The 23339-nt window shown below is 61.7% G+C and carries 21 protein-coding genes; 5 read left to right on the top strand and 16 right to left on the bottom strand.

The features are described from left to right. Positions 1-121 precede the first annotated feature (121 nt). Both P3T42_RS30610 and P3T42_RS30605 read right to left on the bottom strand, forming a co-directional pair. A complete protein-coding gene (locus P3T42_RS30610) occupies positions 122-862 on the bottom strand; it encodes a fimbria/pilus periplasmic chaperone (protein ID WP_074293983.1) in 741 nt (246 codons plus the stop codon). 79 nt (positions 863-941) lie between these two features. Further along, positions 942-1514: a fimbrial protein gene (locus P3T42_RS30605; RefSeq protein ID WP_074293982.1), complete on the bottom strand. Its 573-nt coding sequence runs from the start codon at positions 1512-1514 to the stop codon at positions 942-944. A 718-nt stretch (positions 1515-2232) separates the two neighbouring features. Here P3T42_RS30605 and P3T42_RS30600 point away from each other — a divergent pair. Both P3T42_RS30600 and P3T42_RS30595 read left to right on the top strand, forming a co-directional pair. After that, a complete protein-coding gene (locus tag P3T42_RS30600) occupies positions 2233-4287 on the top strand; it encodes an alkyl/aryl-sulfatase (protein ID WP_429308154.1) in 2055 nt (684 codons plus the stop codon). A gap of 51 nt (positions 4288-4338) precedes the next feature. After that, positions 4339-4854 (top strand): hypothetical protein, encoded by a 516-nt coding sequence (locus P3T42_RS30595; RefSeq protein WP_429308153.1) that lies wholly within the window; start codon positions 4339-4341, stop codon positions 4852-4854. A gap of 97 nt (positions 4855-4951) precedes the next feature. Here P3T42_RS30595 and P3T42_RS30590 read toward each other — a convergent pair whose 3' ends face one another. The 9 genes from P3T42_RS30590 to P3T42_RS30550 all read right to left on the bottom strand — a co-directional run bounded on the left by P3T42_RS30590 (position 4952) and on the right by P3T42_RS30550 (position 13760). Further along, a complete protein-coding gene (locus P3T42_RS30590; protein ID WP_074293979.1) occupies positions 4952-6391 on the bottom strand; it encodes an NAD-dependent succinate-semialdehyde dehydrogenase in 1440 nt (479 codons plus the stop codon). Further along, complete coding sequence (locus tag P3T42_RS30585; protein ID WP_429308152.1) at positions 6388-7425, bottom strand: aldo/keto reductase; 1038 nt, start codon at positions 7423-7425, stop codon at positions 6388-6390. Before P3T42_RS30585 ends, P3T42_RS30590 begins: the two co-directional genes overlap by 4 nt. A gap of 71 nt (positions 7426-7496) precedes the next feature. Then, entirely contained in the window at positions 7497-8021 is a 525-nt protein-coding gene (gene fae, locus P3T42_RS30580) for a formaldehyde-activating enzyme (RefSeq protein ID WP_074293977.1), read from the bottom strand. Between the two features lie 620 nt (positions 8022-8641). Then, positions 8642-8932 carry an H-NS family nucleoid-associated regulatory protein gene (locus P3T42_RS30575; protein WP_074293976.1) on the bottom strand — a complete coding sequence of 97 codons (291 nt, stop codon included), beginning with the start codon at positions 8930-8932 and terminating at the stop codon, positions 8642-8644. Positions 8933-9049: 117 nt separating this feature from the next. Then, positions 9050-10249 carry a serine hydrolase domain-containing protein gene (locus P3T42_RS30570; RefSeq protein WP_429308151.1) on the bottom strand — a complete coding sequence of 400 codons (1200 nt, stop codon included), beginning with the start codon at positions 10247-10249 and terminating at the stop codon, positions 9050-9052. Between the two features lie 183 nt (positions 10250-10432). Beyond that, positions 10433-10660: a hypothetical protein gene (locus P3T42_RS30565; RefSeq protein ID WP_074293974.1), complete on the bottom strand. Its 228-nt coding sequence runs from the start codon at positions 10658-10660 to the stop codon at positions 10433-10435. Between the two features lie 650 nt (positions 10661-11310). After that, positions 11311-11553: a hypothetical protein gene (locus P3T42_RS30560; protein WP_171991575.1), complete on the bottom strand. Its 243-nt coding sequence runs from the start codon at positions 11551-11553 to the stop codon at positions 11311-11313. Between the two features lie 107 nt (positions 11554-11660). Beyond that, the gene (locus P3T42_RS30555; protein WP_429308150.1) at positions 11661-12197 is read right to left on the bottom strand and encodes a BON domain-containing protein; all 537 of its coding nucleotides are present in this window, start codon (positions 12195-12197) and stop codon (positions 11661-11663) included. Positions 12198-12269: 72 nt separating this feature from the next. After that, complete coding sequence (locus P3T42_RS30550; protein ID WP_429308149.1) at positions 12270-13760, bottom strand: sigma-54 interaction domain-containing protein; 1491 nt, start codon at positions 13758-13760, stop codon at positions 12270-12272. 353 nt (positions 13761-14113) lie between these two features. On the opposite strand from P3T42_RS30550, the gene P3T42_RS30545 reads away from it, so the two are divergent. Then, complete coding sequence (locus P3T42_RS30545) at positions 14114-15514, top strand: GntP family permease (RefSeq protein WP_074293970.1); 1401 nt, start codon at positions 14114-14116, stop codon at positions 15512-15514. A gap of 158 nt (positions 15515-15672) precedes the next feature. Here P3T42_RS30545 and P3T42_RS30540 read toward each other — a convergent pair whose 3' ends face one another. Next, positions 15673-16155, bottom strand: a complete 483-nt coding sequence (locus tag P3T42_RS30540; protein WP_074293969.1) for a hypothetical protein — start codon at positions 16153-16155, stop codon at positions 15673-15675. Positions 16156-16411: 256 nt separating this feature from the next. Between P3T42_RS30540 and phaP the strand changes: the two genes are divergently transcribed. After that, the gene (gene phaP, locus P3T42_RS30535; protein ID WP_429308148.1) at positions 16412-16906 is read left to right on the top strand and encodes a TIGR01841 family phasin; all 495 of its coding nucleotides are present in this window, start codon (positions 16412-16414) and stop codon (positions 16904-16906) included. Between the two features lie 105 nt (positions 16907-17011). Here phaP and P3T42_RS30530 read toward each other — a convergent pair whose 3' ends face one another. Together P3T42_RS30530 and P3T42_RS30525 are read right to left on the bottom strand one after the other, a co-directional pair. Next, positions 17012-17350 carry a hypothetical protein gene (locus tag P3T42_RS30530; RefSeq protein WP_429308147.1) on the bottom strand — a complete coding sequence of 113 codons (339 nt, stop codon included), beginning with the start codon at positions 17348-17350 and terminating at the stop codon, positions 17012-17014. A 137-nt stretch (positions 17351-17487) separates the two neighbouring features. Beyond that, complete coding sequence (locus P3T42_RS30525) at positions 17488-18087, bottom strand: J domain-containing protein (protein ID WP_429308146.1); 600 nt, start codon at positions 18085-18087, stop codon at positions 17488-17490. 175 nt (positions 18088-18262) lie between these two features. On the opposite strand from P3T42_RS30525, the gene P3T42_RS30520 reads away from it, so the two are divergent. Next, on the top strand, positions 18263-18664 hold the full coding sequence (locus tag P3T42_RS30520) for a RidA family protein (RefSeq protein WP_074293965.1): 402 nt from the start codon (positions 18263-18265) through the stop codon (positions 18662-18664). Between the two features lie 90 nt (positions 18665-18754). Here P3T42_RS30520 and P3T42_RS30515 read toward each other — a convergent pair whose 3' ends face one another. Both P3T42_RS30515 and P3T42_RS30510 read right to left on the bottom strand, forming a co-directional pair. Beyond that, positions 18755-19408 (bottom strand): hypothetical protein, encoded by a 654-nt coding sequence (locus P3T42_RS30515; protein WP_074293964.1) that lies wholly within the window; start codon positions 19406-19408, stop codon positions 18755-18757. Between the two features lie 192 nt (positions 19409-19600). Beyond that, positions 19601-23119, bottom strand: a complete 3519-nt coding sequence (locus P3T42_RS30510; protein WP_429308145.1) for an ATP-binding protein — start codon at positions 23117-23119, stop codon at positions 19601-19603. Between the last annotated feature and the right edge of the window lie 220 nt (positions 23120-23339).

Raw genomic sequence — 23339 nt, 5'->3', positions numbered from 1 at the left:
TTCAAACGTTTTGCAACAGGCGTGCGTTGTCCCTGTGCGTTGCCTGTGCAACGCACGCTATGTGCAGTAAAGGGTTGTCTATGGGCGGAAGGCTGCCGCCCGACCGACTAACTGCTGCGGTCTATTGGGCGAGCGTCGCGTCGCCGTTCATGGCGCCGCCGAAATCGCTGATCGCGGTGTAGTGAACCTTCGCGCCTGCCGAGACTGCGTTCATCTGTGCGACGGGAAGCACCTCCGTCGCGTGGGGGGCCACCATGCCGCCCTTTTCGTTCTTGTACGTGTGACCGCCGCTTTCGACATCCACTTCGCTAAACGACACGTAGTACGGCGTCGGATTCGACACGCTTACCGCCTGGCCTTTTCCGTCGGACGCCGCCGCGACCTTCCAGGTCAATTGAGCCGGCGCGTCTTCAGGTTTGCCAGGCAGCTTCGCGGGACGCACGAACACTTTGATGCGCGTGCGATAGGCGAGCTGCAAGGTGTTGGCGTCGGTTGTGCCGGCCACCTTGGGCGGAATATCGAGCACGTTGAGCCAGTACACGGATTCGCGATCGGTCGGCAAGGCTTCGCCGCTATAGATGACACGCAGCGTCTGCGACTTCTTCGCGTCCATCCGGAAGATCGGCGGCGTGATCACGAAGGGCACCTTGATGTCGCCGGGTTTTGCGTCCGGGTGACCGTCGTCCATCCAGACCTGAACCAGCGAAGGCGCCGCACTGTCGTTATCGAGCTTGACCGTGACTTCGCGTTGGTCAAGCGGATACACCACGCGCGTGCCGCCAATCGTCACGCTTGCATCTGCGTTGCCTGCCAGCAGCGCACAGGCAAAACCGATTCCTAGAGCAATTCGACCCAGCTTCATCACATTCACCTTTTGAAAATAATCTTGAAAATTGGCCGTTAAAAAGGCGTTCGCTTACGCGAACGCCTTAGCCTTCGGCTTACTGGTATTGCATCGTGTATTGCACCGACGTGTTCACTGCGCCGGGAGTGGCCGTGCCAGTCGAGTAGTACTGAGCGAAATACTTCAGGTTGGCGTTGCCGCCGGTAATCGTCGCGCCGTTGTTGGCGATGTCGTTGTTCGCGCCGGTCGTGATGTTGATCGGCAGAAGCGAGGCGTTCAGGAGACGGACTTCAACCTTGCCGGCGCCGCCCGAACCCACAGCGGTCTGGTTGGACAGGTTGCCGGTGGTCTGGTCGACGGTCGGGCCGTTTTCGAAGGCGGCTACCGCCTTGGTCGCTTCGCCCGTGCAGCCGCTCAGTGCCAGCACCATTTGGGTCGGGCTCGACGTACCGGCTACAGCGCCTTGCGACGCCAGCGTGCCGGCGGACACCGTCGGCAACGTGACCGACAGATCGGCCGGCGACCCCGAAGCCGCACCGTTAATCGAGCACGTGGTGTTGGACACGGTGCCAGTGAAAGTGATCGTGCCGTCAGCTGCGTGTGCGCCAAGCGATGCAACGCCCAACAGACCGCCCGTTACGATGGCCATTGCGGGGAGGAATGATTTCATTTTGCTGCTCCAATGAGTAAATAACGTTCTTGATAGTCAAAGGCGAATTCGTGTTCGGTACGACGCGCCGTCGCCCCTGGGCGCTCCAAGGTTCATCGCCGGAAAATGGCGGTCTTTGTTTTGAACCATTGGCCTTTCGTTCAGGCGCAACTAAATGGTATGGATTCGCGAGTCCTAAGTACCTAGGACGATTCTTATTTGAGTGGGATTTTTCCTACTACTGAATCGGATACCTCATGACAACAGCCACTCCCACGTCGACACACGACGCGGAGTTATCCGTCAGATAGAGACGTATTGACGCTCGTCAGATAGAGTCGACGACGTCTACCTCGTGACCGAAGGACAACCCGGCCTACGATCGAGCGCCCCGTGTTGCTGAGGATCGGTCTCGGGCTTCGGGCGCAGGCAGGGAGCTGGGGTTCAGCCGCCACCGGCGACACATGCCGCCGGGCAAGGCAACCGTGCATGCAGCCCCAGTCGTCTCATTCGACGAGAACCCGCTAATCTGAAGCAAAACCCATTTCGATTATTATTTTTCCAGATGCAACACTGGATCAATTAGTCACGTTAATCGAAATAGTCACAGGTTATAGGTTATTGCAGATTATCCAACGTTAGCATACGATTAAGCACGGTCGCCGCAGGGCCTGGCGTCCGCAATAAACCCGCATCGGCATTCGCCCGTGGGATATCCGGTAAATCTGGAGGTAGGTGTATGTCCGACGAAAATAATCCGGCTTCCGCTACTAAACGTCGTGATTTTCTAAAAGGCGTTGCAACCGTCGGTATCGCGACGGGCTTCGGCACCGTCGTAGGCGAAGCGCTCGCCCAAAACCCAGCAAGCCCGAAAGCGACGGGTACCGGCGCAAAGCCGCCCACCAAGGCCACCCGTGACGCGAACGCGGTTTATGCCAATCAGCTCGCATTTGACGATACTCAGGACTTCCAGGACGCCACGCGCGGACTCATTGCCACTCTGCCCGATCCCGGCATTATTCCCAGTTCAAAAGGCGGCGCCGCCTGGGACCTGGGTCAATTCGCCTTTATTAGCGGTGGCCCTGATAATAATGCACCTGATTCAGTTAATCCCAGTTTATGGCGTAATGCCAAACTGAATATGAATCACGGCCTTTTTGAAGTCGTGGATGGAATATGGCAGGTTCGCGGTTATGACCTGTCGGTAATGAGCATTATCCGCGGCGATACCGGCTGGATTGTGATTGACCCGCTGATGACCGAAGACGCCTCAGTGGTGGTCTGGAAGCAACTGGTCGTTCCGCATCTCGGTGACCGGCCGATTACCCACGTCATTTACACGCATAGCCACGCGGACCACTACGGCGGCATTCGCGGGATCGTCGACGAAGCCGATATCAAATCGGGCAAGATAAAAATCTACGCACCGGCGGGTTTCACCGAAGCGGCGGTCGGCGAAAACGTGATCGCCGGTAACGCGATGAGCCGGCGGGCCGCCTATATGTACGGCAATCTGCTGCCGCGCAACCCCACTGGGGTAGTCGACGGCGGCTTGGGCAAAACAACGTCCATTGGCGCCATCACACTCATCACGCCGACCGACTTTGCAACCACGACGGGCCAGAAACTGACGCTGGATGGCGTCGACATGACCGTCATCATGGCGCCGGAATCCGAAGCGCCGTCCGAGTTCATGTTCTACATCCCGAAGTTCAAGGCGTTCTGCGCCGCGGAGGATGCTACTCACACACTGCATAACCTCTACACGTTGCGCGGCGCCAAGGTTCGGGACGCCTTGCTCTGGTCGAAATACCTCCAGGCTGCCATCGACATGTTCGGTGGCGAAATGGAAGTGCTGTTTGCTTCGCATTACTGGCCAACATGGGGTAACGAGCGCATCGTCGCCTTCCTGAAAGCGCAACGCGACATGTACCGGTATTTGCACGACCAGACCATGCGCCTTGCCAATACGGGATTCACGCCACTCGAAATCGCAGAGACCGTGCGCTTGCCCGACAGTCTCGCGAAACACTGGTATTGCCGCAGTTACTACGGGACGGTGTTCCATGACCTGGTGGCGCAATACAACCTGCGACTCGGCTTCTTCGACGGTGTGCCGGCCAATCTCCACCGGCTACCGCCTGTCGAAAACGGCAAGCGCTATGTCGAGTTTATGGGTGGCTCGGCCGCGGTGCTGCAGAAAGCCCAGCATTACTACGACAAAGGTGAATATCGTTGGGTTGCCGAAGTGGTGAACCACGTTGTGTTTGCCGATCCGCAGAATGTGGCAGCCAAGCACATGCTCGCCGATGCGTACGAACAGATGGGCTACCAGGCAGAATCGGCGCCATGGCGCAATTTCTATCTCACCGGCGCCATGGAGTTACGCAACGGTGTGCATAAGGTCCCGTTCGGCAGTTCGCAAAGCCCGGACACCATCAAAGCCATGCCGCTGGAAATGTTCCTGGACTATCAGGGTGTTCGCCTGAACGGCACGCGCGCGGCCGGCAAATCCATTACCTTCAACTTCGTGATGACCGACACGAACGAAAACTACGTGGTCGGCGTCGAGAATTCCGCGCTTCATTATTCCAAAGGCAAGACGTCGGATAGTGCGGACGCGTCGGTCACCATGACGCGCGCGGATCTCAACGAAGTCATGATGGGCAATACATCCATGGAAAAACTGGTGATGGCCGGTAAAACCAAGATTACCGGCAGCACGCCGAAACTGGGTGAATTCGTATCCTGGCTCGACAATTTCGACTTCTGGTTCAACATCGTCACGCCGTAACAGGCCTGTGGCACTCAACACGGAACCGAAAAGATGTGCGCAATCTGCGAATTGAAGATCGAGTTTAATATTGGGCACCCTCATGCGCTCACGGTGGCCGTTGCGACGCGAGAAGCCATGGACGCCGGCCTGCTGCCGGAAACGGCGGTTGACGGCGCGTTAAGCAACATGAAGCTGCGCATGGCGGCCATCGAGGCACTTAAGGGCTTGCAAGCCCGTCTGGAAGCTTCGCTGCCGGTCGGCCGTTTGATGGCGCTACCTGATTTCTACGTCCTCCTGATCGAAATCGGCACGTGGGGATTTTTTCACGCCACTGAAGCTGGATTCGATCCGGACATTACGCCGGAGCCACCTGACGTGACCTCCGAAGATCAGGCCGATCGGGATGTGGTGTTTGTTTCATCGGAAGCGGCGCTGCAGGCTATCCTCAACGAAGATCTCTCCGTCGACACGGCGTTCGCCGACAATCTGATCGTCCTGGACGCGGGTGAAACGCATACCAGGCTGCTCCATTCGGTGCTTGATGCGGCGTTTCCCGTAGCAGGAAACAAGGCGGTCAATTTCTGAGCGGAGGATTGCGCGCAATGCTGCGTGGTCCGCTTCGCGCGTGTACAACTGTACAACGCGAAGCGGACCGTTCTTGCCGCTAGTACGACGACGACGCTCAGCGGCCGAGACCGCCCATCATCGTGTACTTCAGTTCCATGTACTCGTCGAGCCCATACTTCGAACCTTCACGGCCCAGGCCCGATTCCTTCACGCCGCCAAACGGCGCCACTTCGGTGGAGAGGATGCCTTCGTTGACGGCCACCATGCCGCTTTCCAACGCCTCGGACACGCGCCACGCGCGGCCGAGATCGCGCGTATAGAAGTACGCGGACAGGCCGAACGGCGTGTCGTTGGCGGCAGCGATCGCTTCTTCCTCAGTCTTGAAACGGAAGCAGGCAGCAACCGGGCCAAACGTTTCCTCTGCAGCGATCAGCATCGACTTCGACGCGTCGACCAGCACCGTCGGCTCATAGAACGTGCCACCCAGCGCGTGACGCTTGCCGCCCGTCAACACCTTGGCGCCCTTCTGCAAGGCATCGGCAACATGGGTCTCCACTTTCTTCAACGCAGCAGCGTTGATCAGCGGTCCCTGCTCGACTTCGCCCTCAAGCGCGTTACCCACACGCATCTTCTGCACCGCCTGCGTCAGCGCCTGGGTGAACGCGTCGTAAACGCCGTCCTGCACGTAGAAGCGATTCACGCACACACAGGTCTGGCCGGTGTTGCGAAACTTCGAAGCCATCGCGCCCTGAACGGCGGCGTCGATATCCGCATCGTCGAACACGATGAAGGGCGCATTACCGCCGAGTTCGAGCGAGAGCTTCTTGAGCGTATCCGCGGATTGCTTCGCGAGCAGCTTGCCCACCCGCGTCGAACCGGTGAACGATAACTTGCGAACCACGGACGATGCCGTCAAGGCGCCGCCAATCGCCACGGCATCGCCGGACACGATGTTGAATACGCCCGCCGGAATCCCCGCACGCTCGGCCAGCACCGCCAGCGCGAACGCCGACAACGGGGTTTCTTCAGACGGCTTGAGCACCATCGTGCAGCCTGCCGCGAGCGCCGGACCGGCCTTGCGCGTGATCATCGCCAGCGGGAAATTCCACGGCGTGATGGCGGCCACCACGCCAACCGGCTCACGCGTCACGATGATCTTCGCCTTTGGATTCGGGCTCGGAATCACGTCGCCATAGGCACGCTTCGCCTCTTCGGCGAACCATTCGAAGAAGCTCGCCGCATAGCCCACTTCGCCGCGCGCTTCGGCAAGCGGCTTGCCCTGTTCGCGCGACATCAATTCCGCCAATGCATCGCGGTTCTCGAGCATCAGTTCGCCCCAGCGCTTCACGCGCGCGCCGCGTTCCTTCGCGGTCAACGCGCGCCATGCCGGATAAGCGCGCTCTGCCGCGGCGATCGCCTGCGCGGTTTCCGCCGCGCCGCCCCTGGCGACATGGGCAATCAACTCGCCCGTGGCGGGATTGGAAACGGGATATGTCTCGGCGCCGGCATACCACTCGCCGTTGATATAGTGCCCGGTACGGAGAAATTCACTCATGCTGCTTTATCCAGAGTTTGAACGAACGTCCCTTGCGCGGGACGCGATTCGCGGGCGATGCGCTTGCCGGCCGTGTAATCGTTGATCAGATCGCACGGCGTGTAGTTACGTTCGAGTTCGTAGAGTTCGTCGGCGGAGAGCTTCGTGTCGAGTGCGGCGAGCGCGCTGTCGAACTGCGCCGGCGTATCCGCCCCCACCAGCATGCTTGCGACACCGCCGTGATTGAGCACCCACGCCTGGGCGATTTGCGCCGCCGATACGCCACGCGCCGCCGCCACCCGCGCCACGGACGCAGCAATCTCGCGCGAAGCTGCATCGCCATACATTTGCGCGGTGAAGAAGTCGGTCTGGTTGCGCGTCGAGTTCGGATCGCTTGTCAGGAGACCGCGTGCAAGCGGGCTGAACACCGACACGCCCACGCCCTGATCCTCGCAATACGGAATCATCTCGCGCTCTTCCTCGCGGTACGCGAGGTTCAACTGCAACTGCATGTTGATGGGCTTGTGCCAGCCATTGCGCTCGCACACCTGCATGATCTTGGCGAACTGCCACGTATACATGGTCGACACGCCGATATAACGCGCCTTGCCGGCCCGCACGATATCGTTCAGCGCGCCCATGGTTTCTTCGACCGGCGTGTTCACGTCGAAGAAATGCAGCATGTAGATATCGATGTACTCCATGCCGAGACGCGTGAGCGACGCGTCGATGCCATCCATGATGTGCTTGCGCGAATGGCCGCCGGCGTTCTGATACGTGCCCATGTCGTAGCCGACCTTGGTCGTCACGACGATCTCTTCACGGCGCGCGATGCGCTTGAGAATGCGGCCCACCACTTCTTCGCCGACACCGGTCGAATAGAAATCCGCGAGGTCGATAAAGTTCACGCCCGCGTCCAGCGCGTGACGCACGATCGGCTCGCTTTGCGCTTCGTCGAAAATCCACGGCTTCCATTGCGGCGTGCCCATGTTCATCGTGCCGAGGCACAAGCGCGAAACCTTCAGGCCCGATTGGCCGAGGCGAATGTATTCCATTGTGTTGTCTCCTCACTGCGACGGCTGCGCTGCTCGCACGGCGCGCAAACCGCGGCGTTTCAATAGGTGCTTTAGCGTTGTTTCGGCGTATAGAACGGGTTCGACACTTCGCGCGCGGCGGCAAATACTTCGTCGCGATGCGGCAGGCCTTTCATCGCCGCGAGAATCGCGTTCTTGCACGCGCGGTAGTTGTTCTCGAACACGGCATCGAGATCGTCGGTCTTCGGATTCACCCAGTTCGCCGACACGACGACCCAGTCGTTTTCCGCTTCCGGCGGCAGCGTGCCATTCTCGAGCGATTCGGCGACCGCCTTGGCGATGCCGGCTTGCGAGGCACCCCACGTTGCGTTGCCGTGAAAGTCGCCTTCGATCTGTGCCTTGTTCACATAGAGCGTGAGCGGCTTGGTCGGAATGCCGGGACGGGCGATCACGACGAACGGCGCGTGACCGGCGGACGGCGTCGACAGCGCGGTGGCGAATGCCTGGCCTGCCGGTCCATTGCGCGGGCCGACCAATACGTTGATGTGCGCGAGGTTCACGCCCGGGCCTTCAAAACCTTCACCGATATACAACTGCTTTTCCGTCGATACGCTCATGTCTGATCCCGTCAAGGGTTGGGTGGATGAGCGGATTGTGCTATTCGAGTTGCGCCACCATGAATCGATGTTTTTTGATCCGGGGTATGAGACGGACTCAACTCCGGGTTTGTCCTGGGCACACCGATGCGTTGGCAACGGTTTCGGCGTTAAGGTGAGGGTTTTCGGGACCTGCGGCGAAAACGGCCGAACAGCCGCTTGAGGTGATGTGGATCAGCATGCCGCGCGCACCGGACATTCTGGACTCCCGGATAAATCGACGGTGCGGCGATAGACGAAACGAGGCAGACAGAAGCGAGGCGAGCGACAAGCCACAGGACGTCATAAAACGCGCAAACGCTTATCAGATAAGGGATTCCAACTTCACGCGAGGCGCCGGTCAGCGCGCACAACGGCGCTCATGACCCGTGCATGCGCACGACGCAAGCTCAACGAAGAGGGATCAAGGAGAGAGGTGTCACGCGAGCGCAAAGCCCGGTCGCGCAGGAACCCAACGGCCGCGGTAAATACGAAAGGTGAGGGTTTTCGGGACCAGTGGGGCGGTGCGCAAAATCGGCGCCGCCGCTTCACTTGTGGGGGAAGGCACGTCGTTGCAGGACGCGCCGTCCCGTACGTAACGCTTAATCGGTGATCAGGAAGCGTTCGCGATTCTTGCCTGCCAGCCAGCCCGGCGAACGGCCGCGGCCACTCCAGGTCTCGCCGGTTTTCGGGTTGCGATATTTCGCCGGCAGCGGCGTCTTCTTCGCCCCCGCACGTTTGCTCGAGAAGCCAAGTTCCTCCGCGGTGATGCCGTATTCCACAATCTTCTGCTTGATATCGGCAATCGCCAGCTCTATTTCCTTTTCACGAGCGACAGCGACTTCCTTGTGAAGCTTTTCGAGCTGCGCAGTCAATTGTTTGTAAGTGGCCATGAAGCGTCGTCTCCAGTCGGTTGGATAACTGCAGTGTGACCCTATCAGATCGAAAAAGTGCCGGATAGCACTCGTTCACGCATTCCCGGATTCGCGCTACCGAAACAAGCCATGCGGTCAATCGTCGATAGCGTCATAAAGGCGCCGCTCGAATTCGATCGGCATCGGAAACGGCTCGAGCGCGCGCAGCTGAATCAACATCAGACCAATCAGATCTTCCACGGGATCGGCAAACCAACTCGTGCCGTATGCGCCCGGCCAACCGAATGAGCCGGTTGACCGATAGCCGAGCGGCAACTGCTGCGCGGGGTCGTCGACAATCGACAAGCCCAGCCCGAAGCCCTGGCCCGCCCAGACGATATGTCCGAACGCCGGCACCCGGCGCTGATCGCGACTGAGGAAATTGGAGCGCATCAGATCGACCGAGCGATGCGAGAGCAGACGTGTCTGCCCAACCCGTCCACGCCCCAGCAGCAAACGCGCGAACTGCAGATAGTCTTCGGCAGTGGACACCAGTCCGCCACCGCCGCCTTGAAAGCGCTTCGGATTGGCCCAGCGGCTCGTCGCCGGACGATCCTCGACGATCCGCTGGCGCGTGCCCGGCTGGATGCCGTAGGCTGTCGCCAGCCGGGCGAGTTGCGCCTCGGGCACCCAGAACGCCGTATCGCGCATGCCGAGCGGCTCGAAGATGCGGGTGCGGAAGAAGTCGCCAAGCGTCAGCCCGCTCACACGCTGAATCAGCACGCCGAGAATATCGGTCGCAATTCCGTAGTGCCAGCGCGTGCCCGGCTGGAACATCAGCGGCAGCGTCGCAACCCGCGCGAGCCAGGCGTCGGGCGTCGCCCGCGATTCAATGCCGTTGAACACGGTCTCGTAAGCCCCGGCGAGCGGCCCGGTGGCGGTGAAGTGGTATGCGAAGCCGGCGCGGTGGGTGAGCAGATCGAGCACGGTAAGCGGGGCGCGCACGGCGTCCGTCTGATCGAGCGGCCCTGCCGGATCGCGCAGCACGCGCGGCGCCGCCAGTTCAGGCAACCATTGCGCAACAGGTGCGTCGAGCGTGAGCTGGTCCTGTTCGATCAGCATCATGATGGCCGCGCTCGTGACCGGCTTGGTCATGGAGGCGATTCGGAACAGGGTGTCGCGTTGCATGGGAAGCTGTTCGGCGTCGTCGCGCCACCCCAACGGCTCGAAGTGCGCCGTTTCGCCGCGCCGCCAGGCAAGCGTGACGACGCCGGCTACCTCACCCCGGTCGACATAGCCCTGCATGGCCGACGTCAATTGCGCGAGTCTTGCCGCGGAAAAGCCTGCTTTCTGCATCGATCGTCCTGGGTGCGCAGTGTACCTGCGTCGCTACGTTGTTGAGGGCGCATCGGCTGACGTCCGGTTCTCGGCCCCGAGAACCTCGCTCATTGCAACCGGCACGGCCCGGCAGAATCTGCAGGTCGCTTCGGCCTGCCAGGTAAGAATGATACGTAACGTTATGGCTTCGTCGGCTCAACGTTACCGCACATTGCCCGCGCTGGGCGCCAGGTTCTCTCTTGCCTCGAGCGCGCTAAGCGCGTCGTTGAGCCGTTTGAGACGGCTCGCCTGCGACGGCACCAAAGCCGCGCCCAATATCGATTTGAGCCGGCTCCGCCAATACGATAGCGGAATGCGGTCCGCGGCGGAAATCCGCGTAATCACGTGTTCCAGATGCTCAATGTCTTTTTCGAGTTGGTGGTGATTCATTGCTTTCCCCGGAAATTCTTATCAGACCGAACACAAAAGCATGAAACGTGCCGCGCGGCGCCTCTTTCACCGTAGACCGGAAATTTTCCTCGCCTGCCTTTTCTTCGCTACGGATTGGCAATATGTCGGCCCGTTGACATGGACGCGACTGCGGGAGCGCTCTACCCATGACGATAAAGGCAGATACAGCGAGCTTCCGTTGGCCGCCGCACTGAACGACATGAGTTCATCGATCAGGCAACGCCGGTGATTAAATTAAATTCATTAAAGATGACGCGGCGGAGGCTACCCATCTATTTCATATTCTCGAAATAAATATCGGGCAATGAATCACTCCCGTCTGGCAATACATTCGCGAAACGGTCTCATAGTCGAATTAAGCCCTGACCAATATGACCGTTTTGTGCGCCGCACTGATGATGCGATGGGAAATTGAACGCTCAACGCGCGGGGGATTCTTGTACGCGGTGGGCCACCCGCCGGTTTCGGCGCGGCGTCGGTTCAGGTCATCGTCGTAAGGGGGAGGCAACGCCAAGGCGTGACACGCCGGCCGGCGCCTTCAATCTGGCGCCAGCCTGAGCTGATCCGTCATGATCCATCGTCATCCGTCCGCCGCTGCACTTGCCCGGCACGAACGGCGGTGCCCGCCTCTACTGTGCCCGTACCGGACACGCGTAGATCAGACTGAGCGTGCCGTTGTCGCTCGACTGGCGCACCACCTCGAACTGGCCGCTGCAATTGGCGCGTGCCTGCTGTGCGCACGAATCGGAGCCTTCCGGACATTGCACGAGCGTAGTCGGACGGCCGTCCGGCAGGAACAGCGGCGGGCTGCTGCTGCACCCGGCGAGCGCCGCCAGCACAGCGAGACCGGTCGCGCCAAGCGCGGTACGCATGAGGCGGCTGGTTCGAACAGAGGATGTGTAGCTGCGTTTCATTGAGAACCCCGATCCCTTTCTAATTCTTCGACCCAGCGATTGTGCCACGCGCGCGCTGCACTGCGTCACTCGTGAGTAGCGGGATCGTTCGCGGGTTCGCTTGCGGGCTGGTTAGGCGCGGCAAGCGTTTTGTAGGGAAGCGGCCCGCGCGCATCCGCGCTGATACGCACGAAGACCTGCTCGACATCCGGAATAGCTTCGAGTTGTTGTTGCAGCGCATGAACATCGAACGCGCGCGGCGCGCATCCTTCGGCGTAGACAAAGCGCCGTTGCACGGTAATCCACACGCTCGTGCCGTCGAAGACATGGGAATCGGCGAAGTGGGCACGAATCGCCCCGGCGATATCCGCGTCGTACATATACGAGTTTGGCTTGGTGCACTTGTGCGCCAGCCAGCAGGTCGTGCCGCGCTCGACACGGTAGTGCGCGTCGTCCTCCATTTCCGCGCGGTTCATGAACGGCCCGAGCGGCACAGGACAGTCGGCGAAGCCTTGCGAAAGCGCGAAGAACGGGTCGTTGTACCAGTTCTTGAGTTCGGGCTCCTGAGCATGAAGCGCCGCGCTCAGCAGGAATGGCAGGATTGCGACAGGCCAGGGTTTCATGACACCTCCGACTGCATCGATTGTCCAAACCGCTCCATGCATCCGCCGTCGCGACGCGGCAGCCGCCTTTGCTCAGACCTCGATGCCGTACGCCGCGATTTTCTTGTAGAGCGTGGCGCGCCCCATGCCGATCTGCGCGGCCGCCTCGATCACGCGCCCACCGTTGGCGCGCAGCGCGTCGCTCAGAAAGCGCTTCTCGAAGCCGGCCATCGCCTCGGCCCACGACGCCTGCACGGCCTCGGGCGAAGTAACCGACGCCTGCGATACGGCCGGCGCAATCTGCCCAACCGGCGCAAACGCCATGCCCTTTGCCCCATGGCCACCCGCCGGCAGCGGACTGATGAAAGACGCAAGTGCGTCGGCATCGATGCGTTCGCTATCCGACAACATCACCGCACGCTCCAGCGTATTGCGCAATTCACGCACATTGCCCGGCCACGTGTGCGAACACAAGAAGCGCAGCGCGTCTTCCTGCAGTTCGAAATGAGCGCCGCCGTGCACCCGCGCCGAGAGGTCTTCGAGCATCGCGTAAGCCAGCGATTCGATATCCGCGATGCGTTCGCGCAGAGGCGGCGCATGGATGGTCAGCACGTTCAGGCGATAGAACAGATCCGCGCGAAAACGCCCTGCCGCCACCAGCGCCGGCAGATCCGCCGAGGTTGCCGCGATGATGCGCACATCCGAGCGCACGATGCGGTTCGAGCCGAGCGGCTCGAACTCGTTGTCCTGCAGCACGCGCAACAGCTTGCCCTGCAACGGCAGCGGCATATCGCCGACCTCGTCGAGAAACAGCGTGCCGCGATTGGCCAGCTCGAACTTGCCGACCCGGCCTTTGCGATCGGCGCCGGTGTAGGCGCCGGGCGCCGCGCCGAAGAACTCGACTTCGAGCAGCGTGTCGGGAATGGCCGCCACGTTGACCGTCACGAGCGGCTGGTTGGCCCGCCCCGACGCGCCGTGGATCGCATGCGCCAGCAGTTCCTTGCCGGTGCCGGTCTCGCCAAGCAGAAGCACCGGCGAATCGACCTGGGCCGCGCGGCGCCCCTGGCGCTTGACCTCGAGACTCGCCGCGCTGGTGCCCACAAAGCTCGCGAAGGTGTATTTCGCCCGCCGTGCTTGCGCCAGCGACTGGCGCGTCGCGATCAGTTCTTCCTGCAGCCGCGAATAGTGGGAGAAGAGCGGCGTCAGCGCCTTCAGTTCGTCGAACAGGGCAAAGCCGACCGCGCCGACCGTTGCGCCGCTATCGTCCTTCAACGGCAGACGCGTCACGACGAGCGGCTCGCGGTCCGTCTCGAGGATATCGAGCAGGATCGGCTTGCCGGTCTTCACGACCTCGCGCATCAGGCTGTTGGGAATCACCGCCTCGCAATCGCGGCCGATCGCCTGTTGCGGATCGGCAAAGCCAAAGCGGGCAGCGTAGCGTTTGTTGATCCAGACCACGCGGGCATCGGCATCGACAATGAACGTCCCCTCGCTGAAATTCTCGAAGGTCCGAAACAGCGATTCCATCGCCCTGCGCAGTACATCGCTGTAGTTGGCGGGCAGTCCCGCCCAGTCGTTCATCATGCCGTCGTGGTCTCCTGTCGACCCGAGTTGGCGCTTTAGCGCTTACTCGGGTCCATGCAAAGCAGTTATCGTTATCGCTGTCTCGATTTGTAGACAAGCTTATCTCATTGCGGAGATCACCGGCAAGCCCGTCAAATAAGGCGCCTCGGTCCGCACGATCGAGATTGAGACGCCCAGCATCCCGAAATTGAGACGATTCGGTACAATCGTTCGAATCGCGCGCCGGCGCTTCGCAGCCAAAGCGAGGCAACAGGCCGGTCTGGCTCGAGTGGCACGGAACCTGCATTCAGGGGCCCGGGTCGCTGCGCCACCGGGCGCGCGGACACGTAGAACAACCAAGCTTTGGAGACTCAATGTCCTTTGTTATCGTCCTCGCCGCTCTGGCGTTTCTGATGTTTGCCGCGTATCGCGGCTACAGCGTGATTCTGGTCGCGCCGATTGCCGCCCTGGGGGCCGTGTTGCTGACCGACCCCGCCGCTGTCGCGCCGGTGTTCTCCGGCATCTTCATGGACAAGATGGTCGGCTTCGTGAAGCTCTACTTTCCGGTGTTCATGCTCGGCGCCGTGTTCGGCAAGGTCATCGAACTGTCAGGCTTCTCCGAGTCCATCGTGGCCGCTGCGATCCGCTACATCGGACGCTCGCGGGCCAATGCGGTGATCGTCGCGGTGTGTGCGCTGCTGACCTACGGCGGCGTGTCGCTGTTCGTCGTGGTGTTCGCGGTGTATCCGTTTGCGGCCGAGCTGTATCGCCAGAGCAATATTCCGAAGCGCCTGATGCCGGGTGCGATCGCGCTGGGCGCCTTCTCGTTCACGATGGATTCGCTGCCGGGCACGCCGCAGATCCAGAACATCATCCCGACCACGTTCTTCAAGACCACCTCGTGGGCCGCACCGTGGCTCGGCACGATCGGCTCGGTGTTCATCATCATCGTCGGGCTGACGTACCTGGAATGGCGCCGGCGCGCGGCGATGGCAAAGGGCGAAGGCTACGGCACGTCGCTCGTCAATGAGCCGGAACGCGTCGAGTCGAAGCAGCTCCCACATCCGCTGCTGGCGGTCGCACCGCTCGTGCTGGTGGGCGTCGCAAACTTCGCGCTGACCAAGCTGATCCCCGACTGGTACGGCGCGTCGTACACGGTTGCGCCGGAAGTGCTGCCCGGCATTCATGCGCCGGTCACGACGGCGATCAAAACCGTGGTCGGCATCTGGGCCGTGGAAGGTGCGTTGTTGCTCGGCATCGTGCTGGTCATGCTGACCGCGTTCCGCCGCATGCGCGAACGTTTCGCTAGCGGCACCAAGGCTGCTGTGTCGGGTGCGCTGCTGGCGTCGCTCAATACGGCGTCGGAATATGGCTTCGGTGGCGTGATCGCGGCACTGCCGGGCTTTCTGGTGGTGAGCGATGCGCTCAAGAGCATTCCCAATCCGCTCGTTAACGCGGCGGTGTCGGTAAGCTCGCTGGCGGGGATCACCGGGTCGGCGTCGGGCGGTATGAGTATCGCGCTCGCCGCCATGTCGGATACCTTTATCAAGGCGGCCACAGCGGCGCATATCCCGATGGAAGTGCTGCACCGCGTGGTGGCCATGGCAAGCGGCGGGATGGATACGCTGCCGCACAACGGCGCGGTGATTACGTTGCTGGCCGTGACGGGGCTGACGCACCGCGAGTCGTATCGCGACATCTTCGCCGTGACGATCATCAAGACGTTAGCGGTGTTCTTTGTGATTGCGGTGTATTACACGACGGGGTTGGTTTAAGAGGTGGGGTGTCCGGTGCGTGTTTTGCTGGCAAAGCTAAAGTCTGTCATTAGCGACAAACTTATGTTGAGGCCGTCATGAAAAACAGCGATACAACGCCTTGACGGCTTCCGATACTAGCTCACGCGCCCGGCGCCCTCGCAAGCGCCGTTACCGCCTCACTTGCACAGCGAAAACGCTTCGCGCGCAGCAATATCGCCGTTACCGTAAATGCCGACCACGGTGCAATCCGCGGCCACGCACTCATAGGTGCTGTCCTGAAACGTGAGGACATAGTGACGAAAGCCGTCCTGCGCCGCGTCCGGCCCCCACGAATCGGCCACCAGCGTCGAGTTCACGATTTCGTGCGCCGAATATCCGCGTAAGCCTTGCGCCGCCAACGGATGAGCATAAAGCCCCTCGTCGTTGGGCGGACCGAACTGATGAAACGCGGCCATCGAAAATTCGACCGCGCAGAACGGATCGTCGTCTTCGTCGAACGGGCCGAAGCGCTCGAAGTTCGCCTTGGCGATCCGGTAGGCAATCACCACACGCCGTTCATTGGCCACCACAAACGGCTCGGGAGCATCGGCGGCCGGACTCGGCACGTCGTCCAGCAGGACAACCTGGTCCTGCTGATGAGAATCAAGGGTGCTGTTCATCTAAGTCGTCCGGCTCCTTCCCGCAATCACCTGTGAATGGGTCGCACTATGCCACGGTGGCACGCCGAGGGCTACGATCCGCATCCTGAAGGCGACGCTCCAGCTCGATCCCCGCCGAAATCGGTTGACATCCCAAAATTCCCCCGTACAATGGGTTTTGTTGCACTGCAGCAATAAACCTTCAGCCCTTGCGGCGCGCGGATCTTGTGTTACTCAGAGCCACCTCGCACTCGCCGCCTTACCCTTTGGAGCAGTGATGAGCACGCCTACCCCCCAACAATTGATCGCCGCACAGCAAGCCAGCCTCGAAACCCTGTTCGGCTTCGCGAACCAGGCGTTTGCGAGCATCGAAAAGCTGGTTGCATTGAATCTGCAAGTCGGCAAAGCCACGCTCGCCGAAACGCAAGCTATCGTGACCAAGGCCGCGTCGGTGAAAGATCCGAGCGAACTGATCGCACTGTCGGCAAGCCTGTCGCAACCCGCATCGGAAAAGGCGGCTGCATACGGCCGTCACGTGCACGAAATCCTGTCGGGTGCGCAAGCTGAGTTCTCGAGCGCCGCCACCGCGCAATTTCAGAAGGCCCAGAAAGAAACCCAAGGCTTTATCGAAAGCCTCACGAAGAATGCTCCGGCCGGCAGCGAAGGCGCAGTAGCAGCATGGAACTCGGCCTTCTCCGCAGCCAACGCTACGTACGAATCGGCCACCAAGGCGGCCAAGCAATTCGTGGCAACCGTATCGGCCGGCGCGTAACGTTTCGTTAGTCGCCAGCAAGCGGTCGGTCATTTCAAAAAGCGAACTTCGGTTCGCTTTTTGATTTTCTGCGGGCGCAATCGCGACAACCCTGCATGGGCCCGTTCATGCCGGCGCGAAAATCACGGCCTGGCGGTCCTCGATATAGCGATGCGTTCGCGTAAAGCGATACACCTGGCCGTCAGCGGTGATGCGGTTCATACCCGGTTCGGTGAGCGCAAGCATCTCCTCTGCGAGGTGGGCCGCGACTGCGTCGCTACTGGATAGCGCATCGAGCGAGTTCTCCGGGTCGCCGATATACACCGAACGTTGACCCGTGCCATAGCGCATGACGACGACAGCCTGGCCGGCGTCGAGCGCCAGTTCGAGATAGTTGGCGAGCTCCCGCAGCGAGGCGGGCGTGCTCGTTCGCATTGCGTAGGCTGAACCGGCTGCTGTTGTCATCGCACCGTTCCCCCGTCAGATGTGCACGTCAAGAGACGGCAGACCCGTCTCTTCTCCGATCCGGCACACTTCTACTATAAGCAATGCCAGCGCGGCCGCGACGCTCTTTTTCGACGGACGCCACGATAGCGCGCGGCTTAAAATCGCAGACTGTTCAGGAATTGAAACCACAATCCGCCGAGCGTACCGCCGTGCCCGGCCGCAGCATGAGCGTCTCGCGACGCAGCATGTTCAAACGGTTGCTCCGGCTCGTCGGATGAAGATTCCTCAGGCACACTAGCCTGTTGACGCGACGCATGCAGCGCCAGCACGCTATCCGCAATCTGTGCCGCGCGGCTTGTATCGCATTGATGCCCTAACAGCACGCCGAACACCACGTCGCGGTTGTAACCCTCATCCGCGTAGCGCATCGCGAGCGAAACCATCTTCGCGTAGGCGGCCTGTTCGGCAGCGCGGGCCGCTTCTTCACGCTCGGCCCGTTCCCGCTCCGCGCGCTGATGATGTGCTTCCCATTCGCGCATCTGCTCGGCAAACACCGCGTCGTACACCTGACGCTGGGCCGCATCGGACAGGATGCCGTAGGCGTCCTTGATGTCCTGAAACGCGGCACGTGCCGCCTCTTCCGCACCGGCATTGCGGTCCGGATGCCAGCGCATCGCGGCCTTGCGGTACGCGCGCTTGATCTCTTCAACGGTGGCGTTCGGCTGAACACCCAGCTTGTCGTATAGGGTTGCCATGGTTCGCTCGCCCCTCAGTCGCATCGCGGACCATCGTAGCATGCGAAAAATGCCGTCCGCGTGACATTGCACCGAGCGGCGTCATCCACTGCTCCATCCATTTTGGCGAGTTACTTTCGACGTAGCCGGCGAGTCCGGCTATTTCAAAGTCAACGTTGTGAATGGAGAAAGCGGTATGACGCAAGGCCCCACATTCTGGATGATTCCGAACGCGCCGACCCCGGTCGCGCCGTTTTCGCATGCAAGCGAAAGCGACGGATGGGTATTCGTGACGGGACAGATGCCCACATCGCCCACCGACGACGCCGCGCCGCTGCCCGAAGGCGTCAGCGCACAGACGCAGCGCGTGATGGACAACCTGAAGATCGTGCTCGAAGGTCTCGGCCTCGGACTCCAACACGTCCTGGTGGCGCGCATTTTCCTGACCGAATTCAAACGCGATTATGCGGCGATGAACGAGGCCTATCGCGCCTACTTTCCACAGGATGCATTGCCGGCGCGAACCTGCATCGGCGTCACGGGCCTCGCGCGTGACGCGCTCGTGGAAATCGATTTCATCGCGAAGCGGCCCGGCTGAATCTGACCGGGCGCCGCGCATCGACGCTTCGCTGCAAAACCGCGGCTCAAAACCGCGGGTTAGACGTGCGCACGGAAAGCGCGCGTTAGGTTAGAAGTGGTAAGTGACGCCGACCTTCACGATCGGATAAAAGCGCAAGCGGTCCGCGGTGTTCTGCAGCGATTGCTTCTCGGCATCGACGTTCGCCTGACCCGCTTCGGCGACGATGTTGGCGGGCACGTCGAAGTCCACCCGCGGCTTGCCATAGGCAACGCCTGCATCGACAAACAGCGAGAAGCCCTTGGTCGCGAGCGGCGAATGGCCGAAGCCGATGCCCAGGTACGGACGCACGGCCGGGAACGTCGCCTTCGCGTGAATGCTCTCGCCGAGCGTCGAATACGCCACACCATTGATCGTGTAAGTGCCCGACATGCTGGTTGCGTTCGCATCCACATTGTCGCCGCCAATCAGCAGGCCGGCGGTGAAGCGAAACGGCACGACTGTCGGAGCCGGGAAAAAGTCGCCATAAAGGCCGGCATGTGCGAGCGTTGCCGTGCCGTCGTAATGCAGCCCACCCGAATTGAAGCTATGGGAGAAACTGACGCCGTTGAATTCCGCGCGAAGGTTGGCGAGCGAACCGAGCGAATGACCGTAGCCAATCCCCGCGCCTTCGGTGCCGATCTGCCCATACACTTCATCCGCCATCGCAAGCGGTCCGTACAGCGCAGTCAGGCCTGCAAGCAAAGCGACAACCAAGCGTTTCATCGTACTAATTCCCGTGAGGTCGAATCGTGTGGAGAGATGACTGAGGCGGGGTGCTACCCGAGGGACATGGCCGCATGCGTAATGCATGCGCCCCAGACAAGCTCGTTTACGACGCGCTCACAGGAATCTTGAGGCTCGTCTTCAAAGAAACCGTAGGGAGAACAGAACGTGTGCGGAAGGGGAAGACGCGCGTCAGTGCGTCGAAGCCTCGTCAAGACCGAAGTGATGGCGCACGCCGTCATGCAATTCGATGGCGAGGCCGGCCAACTGCTCGCTCCACTGCGCCTGCTTTTGACAAAGGGTTTGCAGCTCGCGGCACTGCGCCGCGAACTGCGGTTCGCCTACGATGAGAAAGCCGCCGGCCGCGCTATGGGCCCAATCGCGCAGCGCGAGCCGGTCGCGGCGCTCGACGATTGCGGACAGCCTGGGCAGGTCCGTGCCGAGGTGTTCTTTCAGCATGGCGATATAACGCGCCTGGGTTTCCGCGTCGAAGGACTGTGCGGAGCCTGCCACCGGCTGCGGCTCAGGGGTTGGCTTCAGTGTGGAATCGGGCCTGGCGTCAAGGCTGTCACCGGCCGTGGACTCGAGCGCAGGCGCCGTCCCCTCCTCCTCATTCGCCCCCAACACGCTGAGCGCGGCCTCCAGCTCGGCGAGCGAAGTCGGCTTGGAAATGTAGCCGGTGAAACCACGCTGACGCCACTCGTCGGTCTGCTGCGTATCGGTGACCGCGCTGAAGGCGAACACCGGCAAGCCCGGGTAAAGCCGATGCAGCGCCGCCAGCAGCTCATAGCCGTCCATCACGGGCATGTGGATGTCGGTCAATACTACGTCGACCTCCGTGTGTTCGAGCATCGCCAGCGCCTGGCGACCATCGCCGGCGAGAATCGGCTCACAACCCAGCGCCTTCAACTGCTCGACAATCAGCGACTGGTTCAGCGGGTTATCCTCAGCGACGAGAATCGCCAGACCGAGCAACGCAGGCTCGCCGGAGGCGGAGGCTGCAGGCGGTGCAGCGGCATGGGCCGGACGACGCGCATCCGGCGTCGCCAAGGCCTCGCCTGTCGCCCCCGCATGCGCCTTGTTGGCCGCCAATTCCACCGCCGCCAGAATCGCCACGCGACTGAACTCGCTCACTTCGAACACGCCCTCGCCACGCGCCGTCGGACGATGCGGACCCGTGCGCGTAATCCATACCGCCTTCACCGCTTGCAAAGCGCGTAACGCGGCGATGATCTCAAGGCCGTACTCCCCGGTGACCACCAGCACATCGGGCTGGTTGCCCCGCAGCCAATCCTCGGCGGCGCGCAACGCGTTCACACTGCGCGTGAACCATCCTGCGCTGGCGAGCCAGCCATCGATAATCTGGCCGGACTCCGTCTCCTGGCACAGCACCATTGCGTTGCCGCGCCGCGCCGGCGCGGCAACCGGTACGCGCTCGTCTTCAGGTGGAAGCGCCAGCGGAATCGACACGCTGAACGCGCTCCCCACGCCCTGAACGCTGTCCACGGCAATATGACCGCCCATCAACTCGCACAGGCTCGCGCAGATCGAGAGCCCGAGGCCCGTGCCGCCATACCGGCTGGATGTGCTGCTTTCGCCCTGGATGAAGGGGTGGAAGATGCGCGCGACCAACGCCGGGTCCATGCCGATCCCCGAGTCGCACACGCGGCAATGCAAAATACTGCGCCCCTGCAAGTCCTCGCGCACCTCGGCATTGAGTATGATCTTGCCGCAGGACGTGAATTTATAAGCATTGCTGAGCAAGTTATTGACGATCTGCGCAATGCGGGTCCGGTCGCCGCGCAGCACCTGATCCAGCGTCGGCGACAGATGCGAGTAAAAGCGGATCGGCCGGCCCTCGGCCATCGGCGCATACGAGAGCGCGAGATTTTCGAGGTCGTCGATCGGCCTGAACGACTCGCTCACGAGCTTCATCTCGCCCGCGTCGATCTTCGAAAAATCGAGGATATCGTTGACGATGCGGCGCAGCGCGTCGGCGGCCATGCCGAGCGCTCGCAGGCGCTGCTCGTGCGTCTCCAGACCCGGTGTACGTGAGAGCAATTCCAGGTTGCCCAGCAGCACGTTGAGCGGCGTACGGATCTCATGGCTCATCGACGCGAAGAACGTCGAGCGCGCCCGCATGGTGGTCTCGGTCGCCTGCTGCGCGGCGCGCAACTGCTGCTCGAGCGCGTGCTGCGCGGTGACATCGAGGATCGCGCAGAACAGCACATCCTCGTTGGCATAGCGCGCCGGCGCACACGTCAGTTGCAGGAACTGCCCGCTCGCCGGATCGGCCTGCCCGGGCTGGGCCGGCACGGCGAATACCGCGATCTTCGAGCCATTGACGGAGCCGGGTTGCGTGGCGAACTGCGTCTGGAAGGCGGACACGATGTGCGCGGGCAGCATGTTCGCGGATGGCTCGATGCCCAGCAACTGACCTGCGAGCGCATTGGCCGTCAGGATCGAATAGTCGCTTTGCCGGACAATACAAAGGCCGATGGGCGTGGCGCTGACGAGGACGTGGTTGATCGCCTCGTTCTCGAGCGCACGGGTCGTTTCGTCGTGGCTGGTGCGCAGCAGGCGCATTCCCCAGAACCGCGCGGTGAGCGCGATGCCCACCAGCAGACATAACGCCACGCCCGCAACCGCGCCGAGTTGCCAGGCGATCGTAGCAATCAACACGCCCCAGGATAGATAGCCGATCAACGAGCCGAAGCCTGGGATGATGGGCTCGCGCAAGACCGCGCCATGACGCGTGTACCGATAGCCGCCATCCGGCAGCTCCGCGCCGATCGTGCGCAGCTCGCGCTCGAGCGCGGCGCTCACGGGCGGCGACGACACCGTCGCCCGCTGGTCGTCCGCCAACAGCAGCAGCGTGCCCGCGCGAGGTTGCCGCGAGAGCCGCGCGATCAACCAGTCCACCGGAACGCTCATGGTCACAAGCGTGACCGGCACGTCCCCTTCGTAGTACGCACTGACCGCCGTCATCACCGGCACGCCGAGCCACGGGTCGACATAGGGCCCCACCCACAGGCGCTCGCCTCTGGCCGGCACGCGTCGACCGGTCTGCGCCGCCAGCTGACGCTCGAGCGTATCGCGTAGCGTAATCACGTCCGAGGGCGCGAGACGCGGCGTATGGGCTCCCGTCTGCGATTCGACCGCCGGCAGGATCATGGCGTAGTCCTCACTGACGCCAATCAGCATGGCACGGTGATCGAGTTCGAACGCTTGCTGGGTCACCAGCGTGGACTGGCCTGCCCAGTAAAGCCACAGGAGTTTGTCGTTCAGTGTGGCGTCCCATGCGTTGCGCGTGGCGTCGGCGATCAGCAGGTCGAAGCTGGCATCCGCTGCATCGGCATGGCAGCGCGCCATGCCGGTTTGCCGGATCGACGCTTCGACGCCATCCGGCAGGTTGCGCACGTCGCCCGAGTGGCGGTAGTACCCCACCGTCAGTTCGGTTCGCCGCAGGAACGAGACCTCTCGATGCAGGAGCAAGGAGATGTCGGCGGCATATTGGGTGACGAGGGAGCGGCGGTAATCGAGCTGGTTGTCGACCGCCAGCACGGCCAGCAGCAGCGCCGAGAAGACCACGATCGCCATGAGCGTGACGATGGCCGTCAGGTAGAGCGATTGCTGGCGCTTCGCATTTCTCGCCAGCGAGGCGAACGCCTGGGCGAGCGACGCCTGGGTACGGTCGAGAGTCTTCTGCATAGGGTCGCGTCGATAACGTCGTTGGTACTCGCGGACTGCTGCCAGTCGTGATTGCCGGCAGCGTCGTCCGCAGGCCAGACCGCGTCTTCCGGCGCAGTGTAACCCGTTTGAAGTGCCCTGAAAGCACGATGCACAGGGCATCGGCACAGATGCGCCGGAGGCTGTCCGGCGGACCCCGCATGCTACTAGCAAACCCTGCAATAACGGCAACGCGAGCACA

It is taken from the genome of Paraburkholderia sp. GAS38 (assembly GCF_050434965.1).
Classification (GTDB): Bacteria; Pseudomonadota; Gammaproteobacteria; order Burkholderiales; family Burkholderiaceae; genus Paraburkholderia; species Paraburkholderia phenazinium_A.
The sequence above is the reverse complement of the archived record's forward strand: the minus strand, read 5'-3'. Positions and strand labels throughout refer to the sequence as shown.